Annotated in this window: 26 protein-coding genes; 7 read left to right on the top strand and 19 right to left on the bottom strand. The window is 39.4% G+C overall.

Features of this window, described 5'->3' with window-relative positions:
* Window positions 1-15: 15 nt before the first annotated feature.
* Together QM867_RS02385 and QM867_RS02380 are read right to left on the bottom strand one after the other, a co-directional pair.
* Window positions 16-2,076 carry a heavy metal translocating P-type ATPase gene (locus QM867_RS02385; RefSeq protein ID WP_075232331.1) on the bottom strand — a complete coding sequence of 687 codons (2,061 nt, stop codon included), beginning with the start codon at window positions 2,074-2,076 and terminating at the stop codon, window positions 16-18.
* 1 nt (window position 2,077) lies between these two features.
* Entirely contained in the window at window positions 2,078-2,356 is a 279-nt protein-coding gene (locus QM867_RS02380) for a DUF6110 family protein (RefSeq protein WP_000910904.1), read from the bottom strand.
* Window positions 2,357-2,507: 151 nt separating this feature from the next.
* Between QM867_RS02380 and QM867_RS02375 the strand changes: the two genes are divergently transcribed.
* Complete coding sequence (locus tag QM867_RS02375) at window positions 2,508-3,356, top strand: putative RNA methyltransferase (RefSeq protein ID WP_075232330.1); 849 nt, start codon at window positions 2,508-2,510, stop codon at window positions 3,354-3,356.
* A 108-nt stretch (window positions 3,357-3,464) separates the two neighbouring features.
* Here the strand turns inward: QM867_RS02375 and QM867_RS02370 are convergent, their stop codons facing one another.
* From QM867_RS02370 to malQ, 3 genes are all read right to left on the bottom strand, one after another.
* Window positions 3,465-3,671 (bottom strand): hypothetical protein, encoded by a 207-nt coding sequence (locus QM867_RS02370; protein WP_083301321.1) that lies wholly within the window; start codon window positions 3,669-3,671, stop codon window positions 3,465-3,467.
* Window positions 3,672-3,949: 278 nt separating this feature from the next.
* Window positions 3,950-6,208 carry a glycogen/starch/alpha-glucan family phosphorylase gene (gene glgP / locus QM867_RS02365; RefSeq protein ID WP_414315076.1) on the bottom strand — a complete coding sequence of 753 codons (2,259 nt, stop codon included), beginning with the start codon at window positions 6,206-6,208 and terminating at the stop codon, window positions 3,950-3,952.
* 22 nt (window positions 6,209-6,230) lie between these two features.
* The gene (gene malQ, locus QM867_RS02360) at window positions 6,231-7,748 is read right to left on the bottom strand and encodes a 4-alpha-glucanotransferase (protein WP_414315075.1); all 1,518 of its coding nucleotides are present in this window, start codon (window positions 7,746-7,748) and stop codon (window positions 6,231-6,233) included.
* Between the two features lie 417 nt (window positions 7,749-8,165).
* On the opposite strand from malQ, the gene QM867_RS02355 reads away from it, so the two are divergent.
* The 5 genes from QM867_RS02355 to QM867_RS02335 all read left to right on the top strand — a co-directional run bounded on the left by QM867_RS02355 (window position 8,166) and on the right by QM867_RS02335 (window position 13,771).
* Complete coding sequence (locus QM867_RS02355) at window positions 8,166-9,434, top strand: extracellular solute-binding protein (protein WP_075232327.1); 1,269 nt, start codon at window positions 8,166-8,168, stop codon at window positions 9,432-9,434.
* 96 nt (window positions 9,435-9,530) lie between these two features.
* Window positions 9,531-10,820, top strand: a complete 1,290-nt coding sequence (locus QM867_RS02350) for an ABC transporter permease subunit (protein ID WP_414276416.1) — start codon at window positions 9,531-9,533, stop codon at window positions 10,818-10,820.
* Window position 10,821: 1 nt separating this feature from the next.
* Window positions 10,822-11,664: a sugar ABC transporter permease gene (locus tag QM867_RS02345; protein ID WP_045613887.1), complete on the top strand. Its 843-nt coding sequence runs from the start codon at window positions 10,822-10,824 to the stop codon at window positions 11,662-11,664.
* Window positions 11,665-11,974: 310 nt separating this feature from the next.
* Complete coding sequence (locus QM867_RS02340; protein WP_414273095.1) at window positions 11,975-12,775, top strand: DUF1189 domain-containing protein; 801 nt, start codon at window positions 11,975-11,977, stop codon at window positions 12,773-12,775.
* 9 nt (window positions 12,776-12,784) lie between these two features.
* Window positions 12,785-13,771, top strand: coding sequence for a LacI family DNA-binding transcriptional regulator (locus QM867_RS02335; RefSeq protein ID WP_281335257.1), 987 nt, complete (start codon window positions 12,785-12,787; stop codon window positions 13,769-13,771).
* A 122-nt stretch (window positions 13,772-13,893) separates the two neighbouring features.
* On the opposite strand, the gene QM867_RS02330 is transcribed toward QM867_RS02335, so the two are convergent.
* From QM867_RS02330 to QM867_RS02270, 13 genes are all read right to left on the bottom strand, one after another.
* Entirely contained in the window at window positions 13,894-14,835 is a 942-nt protein-coding gene (locus QM867_RS02330; protein WP_315640302.1) for a YitT family protein, read from the bottom strand.
* Entirely contained in the window at window positions 14,813-16,576 is a 1,764-nt protein-coding gene (aspS, locus tag QM867_RS02325; protein WP_153224584.1) for an aspartate--tRNA ligase, read from the bottom strand. Before aspS ends, QM867_RS02330 begins: the two co-directional genes overlap by 23 nt.
* Before the next feature lie 148 nt (window positions 16,577-16,724).
* Complete coding sequence (locus QM867_RS02320; protein ID WP_060955102.1) at window positions 16,725-16,940, bottom strand: hypothetical protein; 216 nt, start codon at window positions 16,938-16,940, stop codon at window positions 16,725-16,727.
* An 18-nt stretch (window positions 16,941-16,958) separates the two neighbouring features.
* Complete coding sequence (locus QM867_RS02315) at window positions 16,959-17,600, bottom strand: CPBP family intramembrane glutamic endopeptidase (protein ID WP_153224585.1); 642 nt, start codon at window positions 17,598-17,600, stop codon at window positions 16,959-16,961.
* A 9-nt stretch (window positions 17,601-17,609) separates the two neighbouring features.
* Entirely contained in the window at window positions 17,610-18,323 is a 714-nt protein-coding gene (locus tag QM867_RS02310) for a DUF3169 family protein (RefSeq protein WP_414315074.1), read from the bottom strand.
* A gap of 55 nt (window positions 18,324-18,378) precedes the next feature.
* Window positions 18,379-19,116, bottom strand: coding sequence for a DUF3169 family protein (locus QM867_RS02305; RefSeq protein WP_414315073.1), 738 nt, complete (start codon window positions 19,114-19,116; stop codon window positions 18,379-18,381).
* 12 nt (window positions 19,117-19,128) lie between these two features.
* Window positions 19,129-19,479 carry a PspC domain-containing protein gene (locus QM867_RS02300; protein WP_295498334.1) on the bottom strand — a complete coding sequence of 117 codons (351 nt, stop codon included), beginning with the start codon at window positions 19,477-19,479 and terminating at the stop codon, window positions 19,129-19,131.
* Window positions 19,476-19,679, bottom strand: a complete 204-nt coding sequence (locus QM867_RS02295) for a hypothetical protein (protein ID WP_414315072.1) — start codon at window positions 19,677-19,679, stop codon at window positions 19,476-19,478. Before QM867_RS02295 ends, QM867_RS02300 begins: the two co-directional genes overlap by 4 nt.
* Window positions 19,679-19,885, bottom strand: a complete 207-nt coding sequence (locus QM867_RS02290; protein WP_049508780.1) for a helix-turn-helix transcriptional regulator — start codon at window positions 19,883-19,885, stop codon at window positions 19,679-19,681. Before QM867_RS02290 ends, QM867_RS02295 begins: the two co-directional genes overlap by 1 nt.
* 9 nt (window positions 19,886-19,894) lie before the next feature.
* Window positions 19,895-20,362 carry a hypothetical protein gene (locus tag QM867_RS02285; RefSeq protein ID WP_414315114.1) on the bottom strand — a complete coding sequence of 156 codons (468 nt, stop codon included), beginning with the start codon at window positions 20,360-20,362 and terminating at the stop codon, window positions 19,895-19,897.
* Between the two features lie 96 nt (window positions 20,363-20,458).
* Window positions 20,459-21,748, bottom strand: coding sequence for a histidine--tRNA ligase (hisS, locus tag QM867_RS02280; RefSeq protein ID WP_414315071.1), 1,290 nt, complete (start codon window positions 21,746-21,748; stop codon window positions 20,459-20,461).
* An 80-nt stretch (window positions 21,749-21,828) separates the two neighbouring features.
* A complete protein-coding gene (locus QM867_RS02275; RefSeq protein ID WP_414315070.1) occupies window positions 21,829-23,076 on the bottom strand; it encodes a transporter in 1,248 nt (415 codons plus the stop codon).
* A 295-nt stretch (window positions 23,077-23,371) separates the two neighbouring features.
* A complete protein-coding gene (locus QM867_RS02270) occupies window positions 23,372-24,223 on the bottom strand; it encodes an Rgg/GadR/MutR family transcriptional regulator (protein ID WP_414315069.1) in 852 nt (283 codons plus the stop codon).
* Between the two features lie 131 nt (window positions 24,224-24,354).
* On the opposite strand from QM867_RS02270, the gene QM867_RS02265 reads away from it, so the two are divergent.
* Entirely contained in the window at window positions 24,355-24,924 is a 570-nt protein-coding gene (locus tag QM867_RS02265) for an MptD family putative ECF transporter S component (protein ID WP_414315068.1), read from the top strand.
* A gap of 177 nt (window positions 24,925-25,101) precedes the next feature.
* Here the strand turns inward: QM867_RS02265 and dltD are convergent, their stop codons facing one another.
* The gene (gene dltD / locus QM867_RS02260; protein WP_414315067.1) at window positions 25,102-26,274 is read right to left on the bottom strand and encodes a D-alanyl-lipoteichoic acid biosynthesis protein DltD; all 1,173 of its coding nucleotides are present in this window, start codon (window positions 26,272-26,274) and stop codon (window positions 25,102-25,104) included.
* Between the last annotated feature and the right edge of the window lie 26 nt (window positions 26,275-26,300).

Genomic DNA, 26,300 nt, shown 5'->3' with positions numbered 1-26,300 from the left:
TGAATAGTCCCCCACCTATCCCTTAATAGACAGGCTACGCAGTACAATGCGCAAGGTTGTTAGATTATGTAAGATAGAGAGATTTGAAGGACTGAGCCAATTAAATAAGCCAAAGCCAATCAAACTACTATTTACGACAACGGTATCTTGAATATTCTTCTTGATGAGTGTTTGCAAAGATGATGATAGCGAATCCAACTCTTGGAAGAAATCCAAACGATTATCTAACAATAAGATATCACTCATCTGCTTAGAAATATCTGCACTCTCATTCATCACCACACCGATATCTGATAGGGTTAGAGCAGCTGAGTCATTCAAGCCATCTCCAACCATCAAAATAGTGTGACCTGCTTTCTGCAGTTCCTCTACTAACTCAAATTTTCCATCAGGTTTCAAGTCTGTATAGACCTGATCAAAGGGCAAATCTTTGACTAATTCCTCTGTTCTAACCAAGGTGTCCCCTGTTGCCAGAATCAATTTTTTCCCTTGTGCCTTAAGTTTCTCCAAGGCTGCTTTTGCTTCTTTTCTCAAAGGAGTATGAATACAGAACATTCCAATCAATTCATTCTGATAAGCCAAGAATAAGAGATTGTAGTGACTCTTGTACTCTTCAATTAAAGCATTTTGTTCTGAACTGATATGAATCTGCTCATCCTGCATCAAGACATAATTTCCAATAAGAACTGGTTGGCCATCGATGTGAGACTTGATTCCCTTGCTTGCGATATATTGGAGTTTCCCATGCATTTCCTCATGTTCAATTCCCTCTATCTCAGCTTGCTTGACGATAGCATTAGCAATAGGATGATAAATGTGTTCCTCAAGACAGGCACTGATTCTGAGAATATCTTCCTCACTATAGTTCCCAAAAGGTAACACCTTTTCAACTATAGGATAACTAGTTGTGATTGTTCCCGTCTTATCAAACAAGAAAGTATCAACTTCCAGATATTTCTCCAGAACATCCCCATCCTTAATCACCATTTCACGATTCAACCCTTCCTTGATAGCTGTCAAATAAGCTACAGGAGTAGAGATTTTCAAAGCGCAGGAGAAATCGACCAATAGGAAAGAAATAGCCTTCGAAAAAGAACCTGTCAATAGGTAAGTCAGCCCAGCCCCCAAGAAATTATATTTGACGACCTTGTCCGCCATTTTGATGAAATAGCGTTGTTTCGTTTTCTTGTTTTCTTCAGATTTCTTCATCAACTCAATCAGTTGTAAAATCCGGCTGTTCATCTGATTATCGGTTACACGAATGCGTAACTCTCCAGTTTCTAATACTGTATTTGCACAAACCAAATCAGACTCTCTTTTTTCAACTGGAAAACTCTCTCCCGTCAAGGAACTTTCATTGACCATACCTAAACCTGAAACTACTTGTCCATCAAACAGAATTTCATTTCCTTGAGATAGGACCAAGACGTCTCCTATTTGAACATCGGAACTCTTGATACTAACAACCGTATCGCCCTGTACTAGGAATACATCGCTCTCTTTTGCAAGAAGACTCTGTTCTAAATCTGTTGCAGTTTTTTTCAAGGACCACTGATCTAAATGATTCCCCAAATCAAGCATAAACATGATATTGCTAGCCGTCTTGGATTGGTTCATAAACAAGGACAATAAAATCGCCGAACAGTCCAAGACTTCCATTGTTAGTTCCTTACGCGCTAGTGTTTGATAGGCTTCTCTAATATAGCCAAAGGCCTGATAACAAGTCCATATATAGCGAATAGGATACGGCACAAAACTACGAAAAAGTATACGCTTAATCGCTGCACCTGAAACAATAGAATAAGCACTCTCTTCTCTACGAATGGGAAGAGTCATCAACTCAGAAACTTTCCCTTTATCAATTCTTTTTAAAAAGGCTTCTGCATTATCTAATACAGAAAAGCCTTCTTTTATACGTAGAGTAAAGTGCTGTTGATCCATGTAAAACTGGATAGACTCAATCCCCTTTTCATCTCTCGCCAAGGAACGAAGATAGTCTTGAATATCCAAGGTGAGTGAAAAAGAAGATGATAGTCGGATATGTTGGTATCCTCTATGTAGCACTTTAAAAGACATATTATTCTCCTATAAGGCTATCTAATTGCTCTTCTTTTTTCTCTTGCTCGTACAAATATTTAGCATCTTGCAAGACATCGTCTCCATGTTGCTTCACGACAGAAACAGATGCATCTAGCCCGTCTTTCAACTTGTAAGCCTTAGCCAAAGCTTTAGAATAACCTTTTTTAGCTTCCTTACTTGCTAAGATTTTCAAACCAAGGGTACCAAATGCGACACCACCCAAAAAGAGTGATGATTTTTTCGCAACTTTTGCAACGCTTAATACTTCTTTTAACATACTTATTTCCTCCTTATCATTATTATATAGCAATTTAGATATAAAAGCAATTTTATTCTATAAATTGGAGAATTAGTTTTATTTCTACTGAATCTCCCATCTACTTATTCCTAAAGTTGCTTTCATTTGCCTCTTTTGATACACTTAAACTATGAATACAAACCTCAAACCTAAACTCCAGCGCTTCGCTTCTGCGACTGCCTTTGCCTGTCCTATCTGTCGAGAAAATCTGACCTTGGTAGAATCTAGTCTTAAATGTGAGAATCGGCATTCTTTTGACCTGGCAAAATTCGGCTATGTCAATCTAGCCCCTCAAATCAAGCAATCCGCTAATTACGACAAGGAAAATTTTCAAAACCGTCAACGAATCCTAGAAGCTGGCTTTTATCAAGCTATTTTAGAGGCCGTCTCTGATTTACTTTCAAACTCAAAAAATGCCAAAACAATTTTAGATATCGGTTGTGGCGAAGGATTCTATTCTCGCAAACTCCAAGAAAGTCATCCTGACAAAACCTTCTATGCCTTTGATATTTCCAAAGATTCCGTCCAAATCGCTGCCAAGAGTGAACCCAACTGGGCAGTCAATTGGTTCGTTGGGGACCTTTCTCGCCTTCCTCTGCAAGATGCCAGTATGGATATCTTACTTGATCTCTTTTCCCCTGCCAATTACGGAGAATTTCGTCGCGTTTTATCCAAAGACGGTATCTTGATAAAGGTTATTCCAACTAAAAATCACCTCAAGGAAATCCGTCAGAAGGTACAAGACCAGCTGACAAAGAAGGATTATTCAAACCAAGATATCAAAAAACACTTCCAAGAACACTTCAGCATCCAATCTAGTCAGATTGCTTCCTTGACCAAGTCTATCACAGCAGAGCAACGCCAAGCCCTGCTCAGCATGACACCCCTCCTCTTTCACGTTAACCAAAGCAAGATTGATTGGAGCCAACTGACAGAGATCACCATCGAAGCAGAGATTCTTGTCGGGAAAGCCCTGTAAACTAGTTTATGAGATAAAACCAAGCCCGCACCTCTTCTTGAGATGCGGGTTTAAAACACGATTTTTCACTGTCTTTCCGAAAAGTATAAAAAATTTTGACCTCTCCATTTATTTTCGATTTGAAATGACAAATTTATCAATAAATAGCAAGTGATATAAGGCAAGTGATGCCCCATAACAACATCCATGAAAAGAGATTTCTTGATGAGTCAGTGGAAACGAAGAACTATTACCCACATAAAGGCATGACCAAATTACAAGAAGAATCCAAAATAAATCAGTCCATTTATATTTTGAAAAATATTTTTTCCACATAAGAACACCTTCTTTCTTTACTATAATACTATTATAATACTGTTTGTAAACGAATACAAGAAATTTGAGGTAACAGCTAATAAGAACCTGAGGTTTAAAGGTAATACAACCAGCCTTCTTAGTGTTCTCTAGGTCTGATTTTTAAGTCTAGAAATTATTGACAAATTATTTTTTCTTTTGAGACCAGTCACCCTCAAATCCACAACATTAAAAAAAGCGAATTTCAATTGAAACTCGCTTTTTTGCTAGATAGTGTAATAACTATTAAATTGTATATCTTAGTTCAAGTGCCAGATATCTTCATTATACTGAGCGATTGTACGGTCAGATGAGAAGAATCCTGCTTTAGAAATGTTAACGATAACTTTATCCAACCATGCGTCACGGTCTTCGTAGTCAGCAAGCATTTGCTCTTTCACTTTGATGTAATCTTCCAAGTCAAGAAGAGTCATGAACCAGTCTTTGTTGATTAATTCGTTATAAAGACGTTCCAAGCGTTCAATCTTACCAACTGCAAGAACAGCGTCGCTCACGATAAAGTCAACCAATGGTTTGATAGCTTCACGAGCGTAGAATTCGCTTGATTTGTAAGCTGATTTAGCGTAAAGGTCGATAACAGTTTCTGAATCTTCACCGAAGATGTAGATGTTTTCGTCTCCAACCAACTCAGCGATTTCCACGTTAGCACCGTCCATAGTACCAAGAGTCAAAGCTCCGTTCAACATGAATTTCATGTTACCAGTACCTGAAGCTTCTTTAGAAGCAAGTGAAATTTGTTCTGAGATATCACATGCTGGGATAAGGAAGCTTGCTGCAGTAACGTTGTAGTTTTCAACCATAACTACTTGCAAGTGTGGAGCTACTGCTGGATCGTTAGCAATCACTTCTGACATGCAAAGGATCAAGTGGATGATATCTTGAGCGATTGTGTAGGCTGGAGCTGCTTTACCACCAAAGAAGATTGTGATTGGGCGAGCAGGGATGTTACCAGCTTTGATGTCAAGGTATTTGTGAATCACGTACAAAGCGTTCATTTGTTGGCGTTTGTACTCGTGAAGACGTTTGATTTGGATATCAAAGATAGAGTTTGGATTGATTTCCACACCTTGGTGTTCTTTCAAGTGACGAGCCAATTTACGTTTGTTGTGAGATTTGATGCTTTCCAATTTTTCTTTGACAGCTGCTTTATCTTCATAAGACAAGAGTTTTTCAAGCTCATCTGCTTCATGGTGCCAACCATCTCCAAGAATCTCATCCAAGTAGTGAGACAATCTTGGGTTAGCATGCATGAGCCAACGACGGAAAGTAATACCGTTTGTTTTGTTGTTGAATTTTTCTGGGTAAAGGTCATAGAAGGCTTTCAACTCAGAATTTTTCAAGATTTCAGTATGAAGTGCCGCTACCCCGTTAACACTGTATCCGTAGTGGATATCCATGTGAGCCATGTGAACACGTCCGCTCTCATCGATAATTTGAACAGCTGGGTCTTTGTATTCTGCTTTAACTCGACGGTCCAATTCTTTGATGATTGGTACCAAGTGAGGAACCACTTCTTCCAAGAATTCAAGAGGCCATTTTTCAAGGGCTTCAGCAAGTATTGTGTGGTTAGTGTAGGCAGTCATGCTACGAACGATAGAGATTGCTTCATCAAGCTCGATACCACGTGCTGTCAAAAGACGGATCAATTCAGGGATAACCATTGATGGGTGAGTATCGTTGATTTGGACAACTGCATAGTCAGCAAGGTCATGCAAGTTGCTTCCTTTTTCGATTGCCTCATCGATGATCAATTGAGCACCGTTTGAAACCATGAAGTATTGTTGGAAGATACGGAGCAATTCACCTTGTTTGTCGCTATCGTCTGGGTAAAGGAAAAGAGTCAAGTTGTGAGCGATATCTGTCTTGTCAAAGTCGATACCATCTTGGATGATTGAAGAATCAACTGAATCCAAGTCAAACAAACGCAAACGGTTTTTAGTAGCAGTTTTATAACCAGGTACATCGATATCGTAAAGAGTAGATGTCAATGTAAAGTGTGCAAATGGCACTTGGTAGCTACGACTTGAGCGAACCAACCAGTTTTGGTCAGTCAACCAAGCGTTAGGAATAGTTTCTTGTTGGTTGTTTTTAAGCACTTGTTGGAAAAGACCAAAGTGGTAGTTCAAACCAACACCGTCACCATTCAATCCAAGTGTAGCGATTGAGTCGATAAAGCAGGCTGCCAAACGCCCCAAACCACCATTACCAAGTGATGGTTCCAATTCTACTTCTTCGATTTCGATCAACTCTTTACCTGCGTCAGCAAGTTCTTTTTTAACTTCGTCATAAAGACCAAGGTTAATCAAGTTGTTTGACAAGAGTTTACCAATCAAGAACTCAGCTGAGATATAGTAAACTTTTTTCTTACCAGTGTTGACTGGTTTTTGGCTGCTTGCTAGTTTGCTGTAGTTAAGAAGAGCAAGGTAAAGCTCCTCATTGCTACATTCTGCGATAGATTTATTGTAACGATTTTGTACAAATTCTTTTAATGGTAACATTTTTGTGTCTCCTGATAATGTCTTATTTCTTTAATTCTACCAAATTTTCATTGATTCGGCGATAAATTGTAGTCAAGTCAAGCAAAGTTTCTTCGACAGCAGGAGTCAATTGTTCCTCTGTCATACGCCATGACCAGTTTCCACCAAGAGTAGATGGGAAGTTCATACGAGCTGAACCATCCAACTCTAGCAAATCTTGCATAGTTGCAATCGTCATGAAACTTACTGATGAAAAGACTGTACGAAGCATAGCGTGTGGCACTGTTTCGTATTCTTTACGGTTAGTATAGCGTGCCATATACTCACGAGTTGGATCATCAATCTCATCACGGTACCAACCAAGAACAGTGTTGTTATCGTGTGTTCCTGTATACATAACTGAGTTTGCTGGTGCCAAGTGTGGGCTGTCGATACTTTCGTGTTCTGGATTGAAAGCAAATTGAAGGACTTTCATTCCTGGGAATCCAGTGCGCTCACGAAGCTCGATGACTTCATCAGTCATGAATCCAAGGTCTTCTGCGATGATGTTCAAGTCACCAAGTTCTTCTTTAACAGCTGCAAAGAGTTTGTAATCAGGTCCTTTCACCCATTTACCAGGTGCCGCTGTTTCAGAACCCGCAGGAATTTCCCAGTAAGACTCAAATCCACGGAAGTGGTCGATACGCACGATGTCGTAAATCTTAAAGCTTTCACGCAAGCGTTCAATCCACCATTTGTAACCATCGCGATCCATTGCTTCCCAGTCATAGATTGGGTTACCCCAAAGCTGACCAGTCGCAGAAAACTCATCTGGTGGGCATCCTGCGATGCAAGTTGCTTTCCCGTTTTCATCTGTTTTAAAGAGGTGTGGATTTGCCCACATATCGCTTGAATCTTCCGCTACATAGATTGGCATATCACCGACAATCTCGATGTGGTTTTCGTTAGCGTATGCTTTCAATTTCAACCATTGTTGGAAGAAAAGGTATTGGGTTACGCGGTGGTAAACAAGCTTGTCAGCTAATTTCTCACGGTAGCTTTCAAGAGTTGAAGCTTTACGAGCACGGGCATCTGCATCTGGCCATTCTGTCCAAGCAAGATTATCAAAATGCTCCTTGATAGCCATATACTCTGCAAATAGTTCAAGCCATGATTGATTTTCTTGAGCAAATTTTTCGAAGTCTTTGACATCTCCGACTTCAAGGAAACGTTTGACAGCTTTCTCTAGAAGTGGACGACGTGCATAGTAGATTTTAGCGTAGTCAACTTCAGTTGGGTTGCTACCAAAGTCCACACCTTCAAGATCACTTGCTTCCAACAGACCTTGCTCCACCAAGATATCAAGATCGATAAAGTGAGTATTACCTGCAAAAGCTGAGAATGATTGGTAAGGAGAATCTCCATAGCTAGTTGTTCCCAATGGAAGGATTTGCCAGTAGCGTTGCTTAGTGCGAACCAAGAAGTCAACGAAATCATAGGCGCTTTGACCAAATGATCCGATTCCGTAAGCCCCTGGAAGTGATGAGATGTGCATCAACACACCACTTTGACGTTTTTTCATAATAGCACCTCAAGTGTTTGTAGTTAAATATTTCATTTTTACAAGCGCAAACGTTTGCGCCAAGTAAAGTATAACCCATTTCAAAAAGAAATGCAAGCGTTTCAACAAAAAACTTTTCAATTTATTTACTTTATAGCTTTTTTAAAAAACTATATTCTTATTTTTTCACCTCTACAAAAACATCTACAAACTATGCAAACGTTTCCCTTAAATTATTCTTGAATTGAAATTTATATGATTTCATCCTTTCCTTCCTATTATATAACCAATTTTAGAGATTAACCAGTTACAAGCTTTTTAAATTTTTTTCAAAAAACGCTTGCAACCGTTTTCTGTTTGTGCTATACTAAGTTCATAAGAGAAAACGTTTGCGTTTCCTTGAAATCAAAATTTGTTATTCTTTAGGAGGAATACACTATGTCAACTAAATTCATGAAGAGCGCAGCTGTACTTGGTACTGCTACTCTTGCTAGCTTACTTTTAGTAGCTTGTGGAAGCAAAACTGCTGATAAAACTGCTGACTCTGGTTCATCAGAAGCGAAAGAAATCACTTTCTACGTTGAAGATCAATATAAAGCTTTTGCAGAATCAGCTGCCAAAGCTTACGAAAAAGAAGCTGGTGTAAAAGTTACTATTAAAACAGGGGACCAATTAGGTGGACTTGACAATCTTTCACTTGATAACCAATCAGGTAAAGCTGCTGACGTCATGATGGCACCATACGACCGTGTAGGTAGCCTTGGTACTGACGGACAACTTTCAGAAGTTACTTTGAGTGACGGTGCTAAAACAGACGATACTACTAAATCTCTTGTAACTGTTGGTGGTAAAGTTTATGGGGCTCCAGCCGTTATCGAGTCACTTGTTATGTACTATAACAAAGACTTAGTGAAAGAAGCTCCTAAGACATTTGCTGACTTGGAAGAACTTGCTAAAGATAGCAAATATGCCTTCGCTGGTGAAGACGGAAAAACTACTGCTTTCCTAGCTGACTGGACTAACTTCTACTACGCATATGGACTTCTTGCTGGTAACGGTGCCTACGTGTTTGGACAAAACGGTAAAGACCCTAAAGATATTGGTCTTGCTAACGATGGTGCTATTGCAGGTATCAACTATGCTAAAACTTGGTATGACAAATGGCCTAAAGGTATGCAAGATACTGAAGGTGCTGGAAACTTGATCCAAACTCAATTCCAAGAAGGTAAAACAGCTGCTATCATTGATGGACCTTGGAAAGCTCAAGCATTCAAAGATGCTAAAGTAAACTACGGTGTTGCAACTATCCCAACTCTTCCAAACGGTAAAAACTACGCAGCCTTTGGTGGTGGTAAAGCTTGGATCATCCCATCAAGCACTAAGAACCTTGAAGGAGCTCAAAAATTCGTAGACTTCCTTGTTTCAACTGACCAACAAAAAGCATTCTACGATGCAACAAACGAAATCCCAGCTAACACTGAAGCTCGTACTTACGCTGAAGGTAAAAACGATGAGTTGACTACTGCTGTTATCAAACAGTTCAAGAACGCTCAACCAATGCCAAACATCTCTCAAATGTCAACAGTTTGGGACCCAGCTAAAACAATGCTCTTTGACGCTGTAAGCGGTAAGAAAGATGCTAAAACAGCTGCAAATGATGCTGTAACATTGATCAAAGAAACAATCCAACAAAAATTTGGTAACTAATTGATTGATTCAAGGGGGATTTAAAACTTATCCCCCTTGATTTTTAGATATTAACAGAACTCAGCTTGACGTTCACATCTTATGAAAGGAGTACTCATGGAACAACAACCAAGAAAAGCAGCCTTGCTTTCATTGATTCCTGGGTTGGGGCAAATCTATAACAAACAAAAAGCCAAAGGTTTTATCTTCCTTGCTGTAACATTAGCTTTTGTCCTCTATTTTATAGTACTTGCAGCACCTGAATTGAGCAACTTGATCACACTCGGTGAAAAACCTGGCCGTGACAACTCTCTCTTTATGTTGATTCGTGGTGCATTTCACTCTATTTTTGTAATTGTTTATCTAGCATTTTATATTCTCAATATTAAAGATGCTCATACCATTGCAAAACGTATCAATAATGGCATCCCTGTCCCATTGACACTTAAGGATATGATTAAAGGTATCTATGAAAATGGATTCCCATACTTGCTCATTATCCCATCTTACGTTGCCATGACATTTGCCATCATCTTCCCAGTTATTGTAACCTTGATGATTGCCTTTACTAACTATGATTTCCAACATTTACCACCTAATAAATTGTTGGACTGGGTTGGATTGACCAACTTCACAAATATCTGGAGCTTGAGTACCTTCCGTTCAGCCTTTGGCGCCGTTCTTTCTTGGACTATTATCTGGGCTTTGTCTGCATCAACTTTACAGATTGTAATCGGTATCTTCACAGCTATTATTGCTAACCAACCATTCATCAAAGGAAAACGTATCTTTGGTGTTATCTTCCTTCTGCCTTGGGCAGTTCCAGCCTTCATCACTATCTTGACATTCTCAAACATGTTTAACGATAGTGTTGGTGCTATCAATACTCAAGTTTTGCCACTTTTTGCTAAAGTTCTTCCATTCCTCGATGGGGCACTCATCCCTTGGAAAACAGACCCTACTTGGACTAAGGTTGCCTTGATTATGATGCAAGGTTGGCTTGGATTCCCTTATATCTATGTCCTTACTCTCGGTATCCTACAGTCTATTCCAAACGACTTGTATGAAGCAGCTTATATCGACGGTGCAAACGCTTGGCAAAAATTCCGCAGCATCACTTTCCCAATGATCTTGGCTGTTGCGGCACCTACTTTGATTAGCCAATACACCTTCAACTTCAACAACTTCTCTATCATGTACCTCTTCAATGGTGGTGGTCCTGGTAGTGTCGGTGGTGGAGCTGGTTCAACCGATATATTGATCTCATGGATTTACCGTTTGACAACAGGTACAGCTCCACAATACTCTATGGCAGCTGCCGTTACCTTGATTATTTCAATCATCGTCATCTCTATTTCTATGATTGCCTTCAAGAAACTACACGCATTTGATATGGAGGACGTCTAAGATGAATAACTCAATCAAACTAAAACGTAGACTGACTCAAACCCTCACTTACCTCTACTTGATCGGACTTTCAATCGTCATTATCTATCCTCTTTTAATCACGATTATGTCTGCCTTCAAGGCTGGTAACGTTGTGGCCTTTAAACTCGACAGCAATGTCAACTTTAGTCTTGATAACTTCAAAGGGCTCTTTACAGAAACCTTGTACGGTACCTGGTACCTTAATACTTTGATCATCGCTTTGATCACTATGGTCGTTCAGACAAGTATTATCGTGCTTGCTGGTTATGCTTACAGCCGTTACAACTTCTTGGCTCGTAAACAAAGTTTGGTCTTCTTCTTGATTATCCAAATGGTGCCAACAATGGCTGCTTTGACTGCCTTCTTCGTTATGGCCCTCATGTTAAATGCCCTTAACCATAGCTGGTTCCTCATCTTCCTATATGTAGGTGGTGGTATCCCTATGAACGCTTGGTTGATGAAAGGTTACTTTGACACCGTGCCAATGTCTCTCGATGAATCTGCAAAACTGGATGGTGCAGGACACTTCCGCCGCTTCTGGCAAATCGTTCTCCCTCTCGTTCGTCCAATGGTTGCTGTACAAGCACTCTGGGCCTTCATGGGACCTTTCGGAGATTATATCCTCTCTAGTTTCTTGCTTCGTGAGAAAGAATACTTTACAGTTGCCGTTGGTCTCCAAACCTTCGTCAACAATGCGAAGAACTTGAAGATTGCCTACTTCTCAGCAGGTGCTATCCTCATCGCTCTTCCAATCTGTACACTCTTCTTCTTCTTACAAAAGAACTTCGTTTCAGGACTTACAAGCGGTGGCGACAAGGGGTAATATACCCCCGCCACCCTTTTTCATTGTTAATACTCTTCTAAAATCAAATTCAAACCGCGTCAACGTCGCCTTGCCGTACTCAAGTACAGCCTTTGGCTAGTTTCCTAGTTTGCTCTTTGATTTTCATTGAGTATAAACTAATGCTTATATAGTCTGGTGAGAAACAAGAGATTATTGAGAATCCCCTCATTGTTAGTTGATAAATTTTATTAATAGTCTACTTTCAACAAGGATTCGTATCCCCTGCTTGAAATAAAACCCATTTCTCTATATAATACTCGTATAGAAAAATGCCTATAGAAAGAGATTTATGTTACCATATCCGTTTTCTTATTTTAATAGTATTTGGGGATTCCGTAAGCCCCTCTCTCATCGTTTTGGTCTAAATTGGTTTCAACTGATTTTTACCAGTATTTTCTTGATTAGCTTGTCTATGGTTCCTATTGCCATCCAGAACAACTCTCAGGACACCTATCCTTTAGAAACCTTCATCGATGATGTCTATGCTCCTCTGACGGACGATGTCGTACAAGATTTAGCTGCAAATACTCAGATTAATAACGGGAAGCTAAGCTATACGGGTTCAACTCCTCATCAAGTTTCTGTTCAAATCGGAGACGCTTCTAGTGCAAACTTTCCTGAGGAACTACTTCTTAACTTTGAACCTGAGCAACTCGTCATCAGTAAGCAAGGAAAAGAATTGACTAGTATTCGCTATCATGCGATCACGACCGAGAGCTTCCAGAGCAAGGAAAGCTTAACACAAGCCATTTCTAAAGACTGGTATCAACAGAATCGTGTCTATGTTAGTCTCTTTCTTGTGTTAGGTTCTAGCTTCCTCTTTGGACTTAATTTTTTCATCGTTTCTCTAGGTTCTAGCCTCTTGCTCTACTTTACGAAAAAATCACGTCTCTTTTCATTTAAAAGCTATAAAGAGTGCTATCATTTCATTTTGAACTGTTTAGGATTACCAACCTTACTTGCCATGATTCTCGGTCTCCTAGGCCAAAATATGGCAACTTTAATTACTGTTCAAAACATTTTATTTGTTCTATACCTGGTCACTATCTTTTACAAAACGCATTTCCGTGATCCAGACTACCATAAGTAGGAGATTATTATGCCTGTTACGATTAAAGACGTGGCCAAGGCTGCAGGGGTTTCACCCTCAACCGTAACCCGTGTTATTCAAAATAAATCAACCATTAGCGATGAGACTAAAAAACGAGTTCGTAAGACAATGAAAGAGCTCAATTATCATCCTAACCTCAATGCCCGAAGCTTGGTTAGTAGTTATACGCAGGTCATTGGTTTAGTTCTTCCAGACGACTCCGATGCCTTCTATCAAAATCCTTTCTTTCCTTCTGTCCTACGTGGTATTGCACAAGTTGCTTCAGAAAATCACTATGCCATCCAGATTGCAACTGGAAAAGATGAAAAAGAACGCTTAAATGCAATTTCACAGATGGTCTATGGAAAGCGTGTAGACGGTCTTATCTTCTTGTATGCCCAAGAAAATGATCCCTTGGTAAAATTAGTTTCAGAAGAACAATTTCCTTTCCTCATCCTTGGAAAATCCTTGTCCCCTTTTATTCCACTTGTTGACAACGATAATATTCAAGCTGGTTTTGATGCAACCGAATACTTCATTAAGAAAGGATGTAATCGAATCGCTTTCATCGGTGGAGCCAAGAAACTCTACGTTACGCAGGATCGTCTAACAGGTTACGAACAAGCCCTTCAAGAACACAAACTTCCTCTTGATAGTCAACGTACCTTCTTTGCAGATGAATTTCTTGAAGAAAAGGGATATAAATTTAGTAAACGTCTCTTCAAACATGATCCTCAAACTGATGCCATCATTACAACAGATAGCCTCTTAGCTGAAGGTGTTTGTAACTACCTCAACGATCACAATCTCAATATCCCTGTACTCAGCTTTGATTCTGTTAATCCAAGATTAAACCTAGCGGCCTATGTGGATATCAATAGCCTCTCTCTGGGACGTACTTCATTTGAAACCATCCTGCAAATCATCAGCGATACCAAAGAAAATCGTCAAATCTGCTATCGTCAAGTGATTGCCCACAAAATCGTTGAAAAATAAAAAAGCCCAACTCTGACAATGTGTTCAAGAGTTGGGTTTTTCGTTCTATTCATTGTTACAAATAACTATTAGTAAACTAGAGCAAGGTATCACTAATGGAATTTGAAGATGTCCTGAAATCTTTAGTTTTCGACCTCGACAAATCGGCCTAGGATATGAACGTTTTCTGAAACAGAAACAAAGGCTGTTGGATCAACTTGCTTCATGATTAATTTAAAATCATTGAACTCTGCACGAGTGATAACCGTAATCAAAACAGCCTTACGCTGGTGATTATAAGTTCCTTCAGCATCATGGATCATGGTTGCTCCACGGTGCAATTTATTATGGATTTTCTCAATGACGGCATCTGGATTGCTAGTAACAATCATGGCCTGCATGCGTTTTTGCTTGGTGAAAACTGCATCTGTCACACGACTTGAGACAAAGATGGTAATCATGGAATAAAGGGCATATTTCCAACCAAAGGTCACTCCTGCAATCAACATGATTGTACCATTAACCAAGAAAGAGATACTTCCGACGTTACGACCAGTCTTCTTACGAATGGTTAAGCTGACAATGTCTGTTCCTCCACTGGAGATGTTATGACGTAAAGCAAAGCCGATCCCCAATCCCATGACAACACCCCCAAAAAGGGCATTGATGATGGGATCCTCTGTTAAGACCACCACAGGCACAAACTGGATAAAGAGCGAGCTCATGGATACCGTGATAAAGGTAAAAATCGTGAACTTATGCCCAATTTGATACCAGGCCAAAATCATGAGAGGAATATTGATGGCATAAAAGGCTACTGAAATCGGGAAATGAAAACCAAACCAGTGGTTACTAAGGGCAGATATAATCTGAGCTAAACCTGTCGCACCACTTGAATAAACGTGCCCTGGTTGGAAAAAGAAATTGACGGCTACTGCTGATAGAAAACCATATACCAGAGAAGCTGAGATTTTTTCATCGTATTTTTCTCGAGAAATACTTTGTAAAACACGCAAAATCCTTACTCGATAAGCAAAGCGGCGAAGATAATGGTACCACTTTTTAGTTAGTTTCGTTTGTTTCATCTTGTTCTACTTGTAGATTAAGTTCCTCTAGTTGTTTAAGAGCTACTGTTGATGGTGCTTGCGTCATTGGGTCAGTTGCCTTATTGTTCTTAGGAAAGGCGATGACTTCGCGGATATTTTCCTCTCCAGCGAGCAACATGACAAAACGGTCAAGACCGATAGCCAAACCACCGTGTGGTGGGAAACCATAGTCCATAGCTTCCAAAAGGAAACCAAACTGGTCATTGGCTTCTTCAGCTGAGAAACCAAGAGCTTTGAACATGCGTTCTTGGAGTTCTTTTTGGTTGATACGAAGACTACCACCACCAAGCTCATAACCGTTCAAGACGATATCATAGGCAATGGCACGAACCTTAGCCAAATCACCTTCAAGCTCATGAGCAGTTTCTGCTTGAGGAAGGGTAAATGGATGGTGGGCACTCATATAACGCCCTTCTTCTTCAGACCATTCAAACATTGGCCAGTCAACAACCCAAAGGAAGTTAAATTTATCCTGATCAATCAAGCCTAGTTCTTTAGCAATACGTCCACGAAGGGCACCAAGTGTTGCATTGGCTACTTCAAGCGTATCAGCCACAAAGAGAACCAAATCCTTATCTTCAAGACCAAGTGCTGCAGTCAATTCTGCTTGGATACCAGTCAAGAATTTCGCAACTGGTCCGTTTAATTCTCCATCAACAACCTTGACCCAAGCAAGACCTTTGGCACCGTACTGTTTGGCTACTTCGGTCATCTTGTCGATATCTTTACGTGAATAGTTGTCCGCAGCTCCTTTGACCACAATGGCTTTTACAGCAGGTGCTTCTGAAAAGACTTTAAAGTCAACACCTTTGACCACTTCTGTCAAGTCCTGAAGCAACATCTCAAAACGAGTATCAGGCTTGTCAGAACCATAAAGAGCCATGGCATCATCATACTTCATACGAGGGAATGGCAGTGTTACTTCGATGCCTTTTGTTTCCTTCATCACGCGCGCAATCAAACCTTCTGTGATATCTTGAATTTCTTGCTCAGTAAGGAATGAAGTTTCCAAGTCGACCTGTGTAAACTCAGGTTGACGGTCTCCACGTAAATCTTCATCGCGGAAACATTTGACGATTTGGTAGTAACGGTCAAATCCCGCATTCATTAACAACTGTTTTGTAATCTGCGGACTTTGAGGAAGGGCATAGAAATGACCCTTATTGACACGAGAAGGCACCAAATAGTCACGCGCCCCCTCTGGTGTTGACTTAGAAAGGAATGGCGTTTCCACATCAATAAATTCCAACTCATCCAAGTAGTTGCGGATAGAATGTGTTACTTTGGCACGAAGTTTAAGATTTTCCAACATTTCTGGACGACGAAGGTCAAGATAACGGTAACGTAGACGCGTATCATCGTTCGCTTCAATGCCATCCTTGATTTCAAATGGTGTTGTTTTGGCTGTGTTAAGTACAGAAAGAGCTGTTACATTCAATTCAACTGCACCAGTCGCCAACTTATCATTGGCTTGCTCACGTGCAGCAACTTGACCAGTCACCTCGATGACAAATTCACTACGAAGGCTTTCAGCTGTTGCCATCACCTCTGCAGATACTTTTTCTGGGTTGATAACCAACTGCATGATTCCTTCACGGTCACGAAGATCGATAAAGATCAAACCACCAAGGTCACGACGACGGGCTACCCATCCTTTCAAGGTAATTTCTTGTCCGATGTGTTCCTCACGAACACGACCAGCATACATACTACGTTTCATGTTTTCTCTCCTCTTTTATTCTGTTACTATTTTACCATAAAAGCGCAGGCTCTTCATGAAAATCATCAGAAAAGTTGAGAAGAATCCTGCTATAAATGAAAAAATCCAGCAAAATCATTCGCTGGACCTTATTTTACTTGGTATTTCTTTATTTTTTTCGCTTTTCAGCAATCTCTGCAGCCTTTTTAGGGAGAACAATCTCCGTTGCATAGGCTGTCGCAAATCGCATAATACCTGCGATTGGTGCAAAGATAACTGCTAGATGGTTATAAAAGAAATCCCCTTTAAAAGCATAGGCAAGCGCTCCAATAATGAAGAAGAGTACAACTGCCTGAATCACTGCTAATAATATCACTCGTTTCATGACTTCCTCCTGAGTCTATTATAGCATGAGAATCATTAAAAATCCGATTAAATTATTTAAAGCATGTAAAGCAATGCTGTATGCCAAACCACCTTTGCTGATATATGCCAAGCCCAAGCTCAAACCGAGGGAACCATACACTAGGAATTGTTGAGGAGTGCCAGGGAAATGAACAAGGGCAAAAATGATAGTACTTACAAGAAGAAAGAGTACTGTCTGCTTGACGTTATCCTGCTGAGGGAAGACATAACGAGCTAACAGACCTCTAAAGGTCAACTCTTCTGTCAGGGGTGCAAAGACAACAATCATGAAGAAAGAGAAGAGAGGTTGATTATGAGTCAATTGTTCTGCCGTCTGTTGACTGACAGATGGATCATTTGGTAAGAAATTTTGTACAACAATGATAAGGACCCATACCAAGGCAGGCAACCAGATGTATTTGTTAAGGCCCGTTTTTTCTATCGTAACAGTTCCTGTCTTATACCACTTGTATGTTAAGAAGGTAAAAGCTCCTGCTAATAGAATATAAAGCGGAAGAACACCGACTATAGGTGCACCTGAACCAAGAGCAATCAGAGGTAAAGTCTGAATAAAACCGTAGATAAACAAAAATGATAAGAAAGCAAGAACAAACCAGCCAATGTTTTTAAGTGTTTTCATAAAAGACTCCTATTTAAAATAACGTTTTGTTTTTCTTAATTGTGCGATAGTTATATAAAAATGAATGACGACTAAAAGAACTAAGGCAACCACTTGTATTTCTCGTAAAACAACTGATAATACTATCAATAAAAAATAGAGTGATGGCAGTAAAATCTGATTCAACCTAAACAGAGTTAAATAGGCACTTTCCATCTCTGCCTGCTTTTCTCCCTCATCATAACTGTTAAGATATGCTAAAATATCTTTTGGAGTGTAATAAACAGACAGTTTATAGTGTCGAACGATAAAAATAGTTCGCAACAAGTAATTGGCAACAATAATGTATAAGCATAATAGAATAAGAGCAGGAAGAATTAGCAAGGTATTCTTAAATATCGGAGAAATCAGTATGATCCCACTGATCATCATTGCTATCATCAAAACATTTGAAGAAACCGAACCATAATCTAAGTAACGATAGGCTCTTACATAGGTCTGATCACTATCTTCTTCCTCTGCCACCCTTTGATAAAGAGTATAAACTGCACGACTTTTGCCAAGATAATACATGGCTAAGATGAAGGAAATTCCTCCAATAACAAGAGCGATTCCATAAATAGTAGGTAAGACTTGTTCCATTTGAATCTGTTCAACTATCCCTCTAAGAGTGTAGGCAAAGGCTACTACAAAAGCACTTAACATACACATTACTACTCTCAACCATCTACGATTATTATTCATTTTCTGACCTCTATCTAAACTAGTCAATAACCTTAAGTAGTTTCAGTGATCTTTCCTATTTGAAATAACGTTTCACCATAGGTAACTGCATCACATTGATATAAATATGGATTGCTCCGACAAACAAGAAGGCTAGTAACTGAATCTCTCCTGTCAGTAAAGAAAAGAGAGCAATCAGAAAGTACAAAGCTGGCAAGACATACTGATGTAATTGGAATAAAATCCGAAAACTCTGTTCCAAATTAGCCTGGCGCTCCCCTTCATCGCAAGAATTGACATAACCTAAGATATCCTTTGGCATAGAGAAAAATACCATATCAAACTGGCGAACAATCGCAATGGTTTTATAAAAATATTTTTGAGCATTAAAAGTCAACACTAATGCCAAAAAAGAAAGAGATAAGGTTAGATTGCTTCTATTTAGTATAACCACTTCACTTGCTGAAATGAAGAGAGCCAATAAAATCGCTACACTTGCACTATTAAAAGCAATACTTCCAAACTCAAGATTCCGATACATTTGCACATAATAGCTTTCATTCAGATCATCATCCATTTCCTCTTGATACAAGGAGTGAAATTTTCTGCTTTTCTTTAAGAAATTGAAAGTTAAAAGAATGCTAATGAAACCTATCAGTAAACAAATAGCTGATATCCAGGGTATCAAGACTTTTACATCTAAAATAACTTCGTAGGGTTCGGCACGTGCCTTAAACATCCCTACAAAACCGCCCAAGAACCCTCCAAAGACAACAGCTGCTAAAAATAATAATAATCCACGTTTCTTTTTCATTTTCATCCCCCTCTAAACTAATCCAACTAACCACTGACCAAAGACTTTACCTGATTCATAAATTGCTGTCAAGCCCTCTGTTCCAAGTGATACTAAAATTAAACAAACAGCAAACAAGAGAATAGCTTGGTTCCTTGCTTTTTTCGCCCCTTCTCCTAAAGGATCTCTCCCAAGCCAGCCTGCTAGATAAGCATATAGGATGACTGTTAAAATCCCAAACTCTGTTGACCAAAGAAACAGCAAAATGGCTACCAAACGGATGACGTTAGTCTTGATATTAAAATAATTTCCTAAACCTGCACAGACACCTGCAAGTTCTTTTTGTTCTGTATCTACTTGAAATCCTGCTAAAAACTCTTTCATAATTTTTCTCCTCTTACAACTTCTAAACCTTTTGATTTCTTTTCAATCCATTCAACTACTGGTATGAGAGCAAAGTAGGCCCAAACAAATTGGTCGCTTTGATATGGATTAAACCAGCCGAGGTCCATCCCAATCAGTAGAAATACGCTGACTAATAAAGCTAGGGCAACTACATAATAAATCACTTTATACTTGTTCATCACTCATCCTCCTCTAAGCGAAATACCGATTCGACTGGCTCATGGAATATCTGGGCAATCTTCAGGGCAATGACGATGGATGGGGTATACTCATCCCGTTCAAGCAAGCTGATGGTTTGCCTGGACACGCCAGCTAGTTTGGCCAGCTCTGTTTGATTCAGGCCATCGCGAGCCCGAAGCTCTTTTAGACGATTTTTTAGTTGCATGTTACACACCTACTCTCCGTCAAATTCAACGGCTTGGATATCCTCAATACGTTGCAACTTGAATTTTTCTTTCCCATTTTTATCAACATGACGTAGTTTGACCCATTCCTCATCAATATCCACAACTTCCCATAAATTTGTTCCAAACACTTGTCCAACGATTGTTGGTTTTTTCCCAATTAATTCTTGCAATAATCTTGACATATCTATATTTCCTTTCTCTTTTCTTTCGATTACCTTTAACCTCTTCTCTAACCGCTTGATTTTTTTAGATTGACTACTATAAATCAAGACGAGAAAAGGAAAAAAAATCCATACCCACATGTGGTCCCCTCCTAGTTCTTTATTTCTTAACTTGATTTCATTGTAACACATCTTTTTCTTTTTGACAATCATATTTGTCAAAAAGTTTAGTATTTTTGTCATTTTGCAAAAGAAAAAGGTCAGGAGTAAGATCCTGACCAGTTTATCTGTTATTAATACTCTTCGAAAATCAAATTCAAACCACGTTAGCTTCACCTTGCCGTACTCAAGTACAGCCTGCGGCTAGCTTCCTAGTTTGCTCTTTGATTTTCATTGAGTATAAAATCCTAATTTTTCAAAGATTTCTGAGAAGTTTTGGCTGATTGCTTCAAGTGAAACTTGAACTTCTTCGCGAGTTTGGTTGTTCTTGACTGTCACTTGTCCGCTTTCGACTTCGCTCTCTCCAAGAGTGATAAGAGTCTTAGCAGCAAAAACATCGGCTGACTTGAATTGCGCTTTGAGTTTACGGTTGAGGTAATCACGCTCTGCTTTGAAACCTTGTAGGCGAAGAGCTTGTACCAACTCCAAGGCTTTAAGATTTGCTCCTTCACCGAGAACGGCGATATAGACATCTAGGGCGTTTTCGATAGGGAGAGACACACCTTGCTTTTCAAGGATGAGAAGCAGACGCTCTACACCAAGTCCAAAACCAAATCCAGCAGTCTCAGGACCACCAAAATAGGCAACCAAGCCATCGTAGCGACCACCTGCACAGACTGTCAAGGCATTGCCCTCAATCTCAGTGATGAATTCAAAAATCGTGTGGTTGTAGTAGTCCAAACCACGAACCATATTGGTATCGATGATGTAATCTACTCCAAGATTTTCCAGCATCTGACGGACAGCAGCAAAGTGGGCTTGGCTTTCTTCATCAAGGAAATCCAAGATAGACGGCGCATTCTCTACTGCCACCTTGTCTTCTTTTTCCTTAGAGTCCAAAACACGGAGAGGATTTTCCTCCAAGCGACGTTGGCTATCCTTAGACAAGGTCTCCTTGAGCGGTGTCAAATAATCAATCAAGGCTTGGCGGTAGGCTGCACGGCTCTCAGGATTTCCAAGCGTGTTGAGGTGTAATTTGACACCTTGGATGCCGATTTCTTTCAAGAAATGAGCTGCCATAGCGATTGTTTCCACATCGGTAGCTGGATTGCTAGATCCAAAGCACTCCACACCAATCTGGTGGAATTGGCGCAAACGCCCTGCCTGTGGACGCTCATAACGGAACATTGGGCCCATGTAGTAGAATTTACTTGGCTTTTGCACTTCTGGGGCGAAGAGTTTATTTTCCACATAGGAACGGACAACGGGCGCTGTTCCTTCTGGACGGAGGGTAATATGACGGTCACCCTTGTCATAAAAATCATACATTTCCTTGGTTACGATATCAGTTGTGTCTCCAACAGAACGACTGATGACTTCGTAGTGCTCAAAAATTGGGGTACGTACTTCTGCGTAGTTGTAGCGTTTGAAGATTTCACGCGCAAAGCCTTCAACGTACTGCCATTTGGCAGACTCAGCAGGTAAAATATCCTGCGTTCCTTTTGGTTTTTGTAATTTCATAGGGAATCCTCTTTATAACTTAATAGTCCTATTTTACCATAAATGAAGGGATTGGGACAGTGTGAAAAGAAGACTAACACCTAAATTTCATTTTTGAGATTAAGACTAGCTAGGAGAATCGCAAGCAAGGAAAGTCCAACAAACAGAGCCCATGTTAACTGTATATCCCATACTGCCACCAGTGAAAAACAGGCTGTCCCCACTGGTATAGATAGAGTAAACAACAAACCTAAAAAATTACTGGTACGAGAGAGAACCTCTGGAGCAAGATTTTTCATGAGCAGAGCACTAATTTTTGGAGAAATTTTCCCAGAAACATACATGGTAAAAAAGACGAAAAGCATCCCGAGCAAGACTTGGTTTAACAAATTAGATAGACCAACTAGACTGGCTCCTAATGTAACCCACATCATCAATCTAGGCAGAGATTGCTTCCCAAAATAATCATTGCCCGTAAGGCTACTGATGATAACTGCTAATAAGGTAATCAATTGTAAGATAAACAAGGCATCCTTGTAGGAAAAATTCAGTAAGGAATGATTTAAAAGGAAGATGTTATAGATACCACCTAAGGCACCACCCAAAGCATTGATAATCAAGATAGCAAAGAGCATAAAACCAAAGTTTTTCTGTCCACTTTTAAGAAAAACGAGACGTAAGTTTCGGTAAATCGTTAAAAATTGATCTTTGATAGAAAGTTTCTCATTTTTCAGTGATTTACTATCAACAAGTGGAGTTGATAAGCTTAATTCAGCCCTTCCTAAAAAGAGAATGAGAGCTGACACTAGGAAAAATATGGCATTGATTCCCGCTACGAGCGAAAAGTTCTGTGTTGACACCCCTAATAGCCAAACTCCAAAAGCTTGGCCGCCAATCGCAGAGATGTAGGTAATAAACTGAGAAAAGGAATAGGCCTCCATCAGATCTGACTCTGCTACCTTTTCTTTAACGAGAGGCATTCGCAAACCACCAGCAAAATCACTGGCTACATCACTAAGGACATTGATGAGGTAAAGGGTCGAAAAGGCAAAGAAACTAGCTTGCTGAACAACTAGGGCCGCTAGAAAAAATAAAACCGCCTGAAATAAACCGACATAGGTCATCCATTTGACCTTGTCCTTGGTATAATCTGCCCGAATTCCCACAAAAACTGTAAAAAGAGTTGGAAGCATCATCACAACATTCGCCATAGCAACGGCAACAGAAGCCTCTGGCAAAGTCGAGGCATAGACCACAAATACTAAATTAAAAATGGAAGCACCAAAAGCATTGAAAAATCGTGATAAGCTCAAAACTCTGTATGCTTGATTTCTTAGTAATAGTTTCATATAGATTCCTTTCTTTCTCACATTCTACTTTTATGGTAGCTCTAGTATAGCATCAAGAAGCCCTTGAGAACACTTTTTTGAATATATGCAACAGATTAAACGAATAACGAAACCGATAGAATTTATCTAATGCTAATCAGTATCTTCACAATCCTATCGTTTTAATTTATACTCAATGAAAATCAAAGAGCAAACTAGGAAGCGAGCCGCAGGCTGTACTTGAGTACGGCAAGGCGAAGCTGACGTAGTTTGAATTTTATTTTCGAAGAGTATTAATTTATCTAGTTGCAAATACTCAATACTCTATGGCACTTCTATAATAATCTGCAGATTTGCTACAACCAATCATTTCAAAAATACGGACAGCGTCCTCCATCTTTCTCTGTCCTTCCTCCGCTCTTCCTTGCTTACTATCAAGCAAACCTTCTGCCCATAGGTAGACTATTCGAAAATAGGTTTCATTTTCTTCAAAGAAGTTCTCTTCAATTTGTTTTTTGAAATAGAGGGCATTGGTAAAATCATCAACTTCAATACAGGCCATAAAACCATTGAGGAGCAAGGTGTGCATCATATTCCGATTTTTCCCCACTCCTTGCAAGAAATCTGACTTCCGCAACATTTCCCGAGTATACTTTGTCAAAAGCTGAACTGATAAAAGAGGAGAGCAGGAAGAAAAGAACGAAAGTTCATAGAGTCCCCAAATTTCAACAGAGAATAGATAATCATGTAGGACTCTTTCTTCCTCAAAGGTCAATGTAACCGTCTCATCAATAGCTTTCATATAGGATTTTATCAAAATAGCATTGAGAATGTGTTGCTGCTTATCCTTTGAAAAAGGAAGTTGTTGATATTCTCTCTGGTAGATAGTGCGCAAGGATGTCAAATCTTGAGGGTCGATAGCCTCAAACATCCTGTTTCTAAATTCAGAATAGGCATCCTGATGAAAACCTCTCGCCAAAAATAACAATTCTTCCATACTCGCATGAATATTCTCCAAAGCTGTGATTAACTTTGGAGCAGATATTTCACTCTGACCATTTTCAAAACGCGACAATAAGGATGCTGAAAAGCGACCACCTGTTGCTTTTCTCAAGGAGATTTTTCTGGACTCCCTTAACTCTTTAAAAACTTTTCCTAAATTCTTCATCCTCTTACCACTCGTCTTTTATTTTTTCCTATTTTACCACATTTCCTAATAAATACTAGTTCCACGCCAGCATTTACAATCTGAGCCAGGCATGATACAATGAATAACATCAGATATACGAAGGAGAACTTATGAAAAAGAATATCTTGACAACCCTTGTAGCTGCTCTTGTCTACTTTCTCTGCATCGGAATAGGGGTTCTACTAGGAAACCTTGTCGACCACACTGGAAATATGTTTTACGCCCCTGCCTTTTCTGCTCTTGTGGGCGGTAGCGTCTATATGATCCTTTTAGAAAAAGTGCCTCGTTTTGGAGCGATTACTACGATTGGACTTGTAATTTCTCTATTTTTCCTAGCTAGTAAGCATGGTGCTGGTGCCTTTCTGCCAGGAATCATCTGCGGTCTTGCAGCAGATGGCATTGCTCATCTTGGCAACTACAAAGATAAGGTCAAGAACCTTCTTTCCTTCCTAGTTTTTGCTTTTGGTACTACAGGTCCCATCCTACTTATGTGGATAACTCCTCAAGCCTATATCGCAACTCTCGTAGCTCGCGGAAAATCCCAGGACTATATCGATCGCATCATGGTTGCACCAAATCTCACTACCATCCTTCTCTTTGTAGCAAGCGTCCTTATCGGTGCTCTACTTGGTGCCTTGATCGGACAAGCCCTTAGCAAGAAATTAACACATAAACAGTAACAAAAAAGCTCCTTGTCTCTAATATTTATTTGAGACAAGGGGCTTTTTTAATGAAATATTTAAAATTCACTGTAAATAAATTCTTGGATGTTTGAAAAATCTGTGACAAGAGAATAAATCACGATGCTTAAAATAACCGTGTAGAAAAACAAGGTCCACAATAGTAAACGTTGTGTGTCAGTTAGTTTCATTTGCAAATTTGTAAAGTTCTTTTTCAACTTCCATCCATCCTTTCACCCCAACGTGCATCACGTCAAATAAAAAGTAATCTTCATACTCTTTATTTCCATAGTTTAACACAGTAGCACCATGGCTTTTGGCAACATTTTCTATTTTTTTGTAAGTTTCTTCACGCATTTCTCGTGAAACACCTGTGTAATCATTCCACTTACCATTTACTGGGAGTATAATAACTTCAACTTCAATTCCCAATTCCTTAGCAACTGTCAAGAAGAGTTCCATATCTGAATACTCTGGTGACTCCAGATAGCTCAAATCTTTGTTAGAATCTTTCAATGAAGCATAGCGATCTCTCAAATAAGTATTGTAATAGTTGTTATCCACAGCGTAATCATTGTTGTCTGTTTTCTTTTTAACTTCTGCTACAAATTGATCTGTCAGCTGCTCCCAATTATAGTCAGGTGTTTTATCTCCTAATGAAGGATAATCTGATTTGGCATGATTTTCATAGAATTTTCGTTTAAGCTTAAAGGAATAAATCGTGTTATCTAACTCCAATAGTTTTTTATCAACAATGGTTCCTTTTCCTTCTATAAAGTAGCTTTTATACTTTTTATAGATATCGTTCTGTTGTTTATTCCCTTTGGTAATCTCAATAATGCGATTGATCAGTTTTTCTTTGGTTTCCTTACTGATTTTCTCGTTATCTAGCATGTGAAAAATGTGTTCCTGAGAAGCCTTATTTAAAAAAGCATCTTGATGGGTTCCATCCTTTTCGAACCATTGAACAGACTCTACGATGGCTACTTTTCGCTTACTCATAGCTCCTTCAATCGAGCCCAAGGTTGTAGCTTGAATGATATTTTGAGAATAACTGGTTCCTATCTGCATGATATTAAAATCATTGTAGTTAAAAATTTTATTAGGATGGTAATCTTCCTTTACCGTCGCAACTAACTCTGAGGAACCCAGTAGAACTAGTGTGTTGGGAGTGATATTATTTGTTAGAATATCCCTACTTTTATACTTTTCATAAGAAGTGCTGTAGCGAATACTATTGTCCTTGACTTTATAATAATCATCAACCTTCTTGACATATGTCACATTTAAAAGGGCAAGTGTCGCAATTACGAGCACAAGCGATAGTAAAAATGCTTTTAACTTAATCATCTTGTTTTGTCCAATCTCCTTGATTT

This window comes from Streptococcus infantis, from assembly GCF_047463635.1.
GTDB lineage: Bacteria > Bacillota > Bacilli > Lactobacillales > Streptococcaceae > Streptococcus > Streptococcus infantis_W.
The sequence above is the reverse complement of the archived record's forward strand: the minus strand, read 5'-3'. Positions and strand labels throughout refer to the sequence as shown.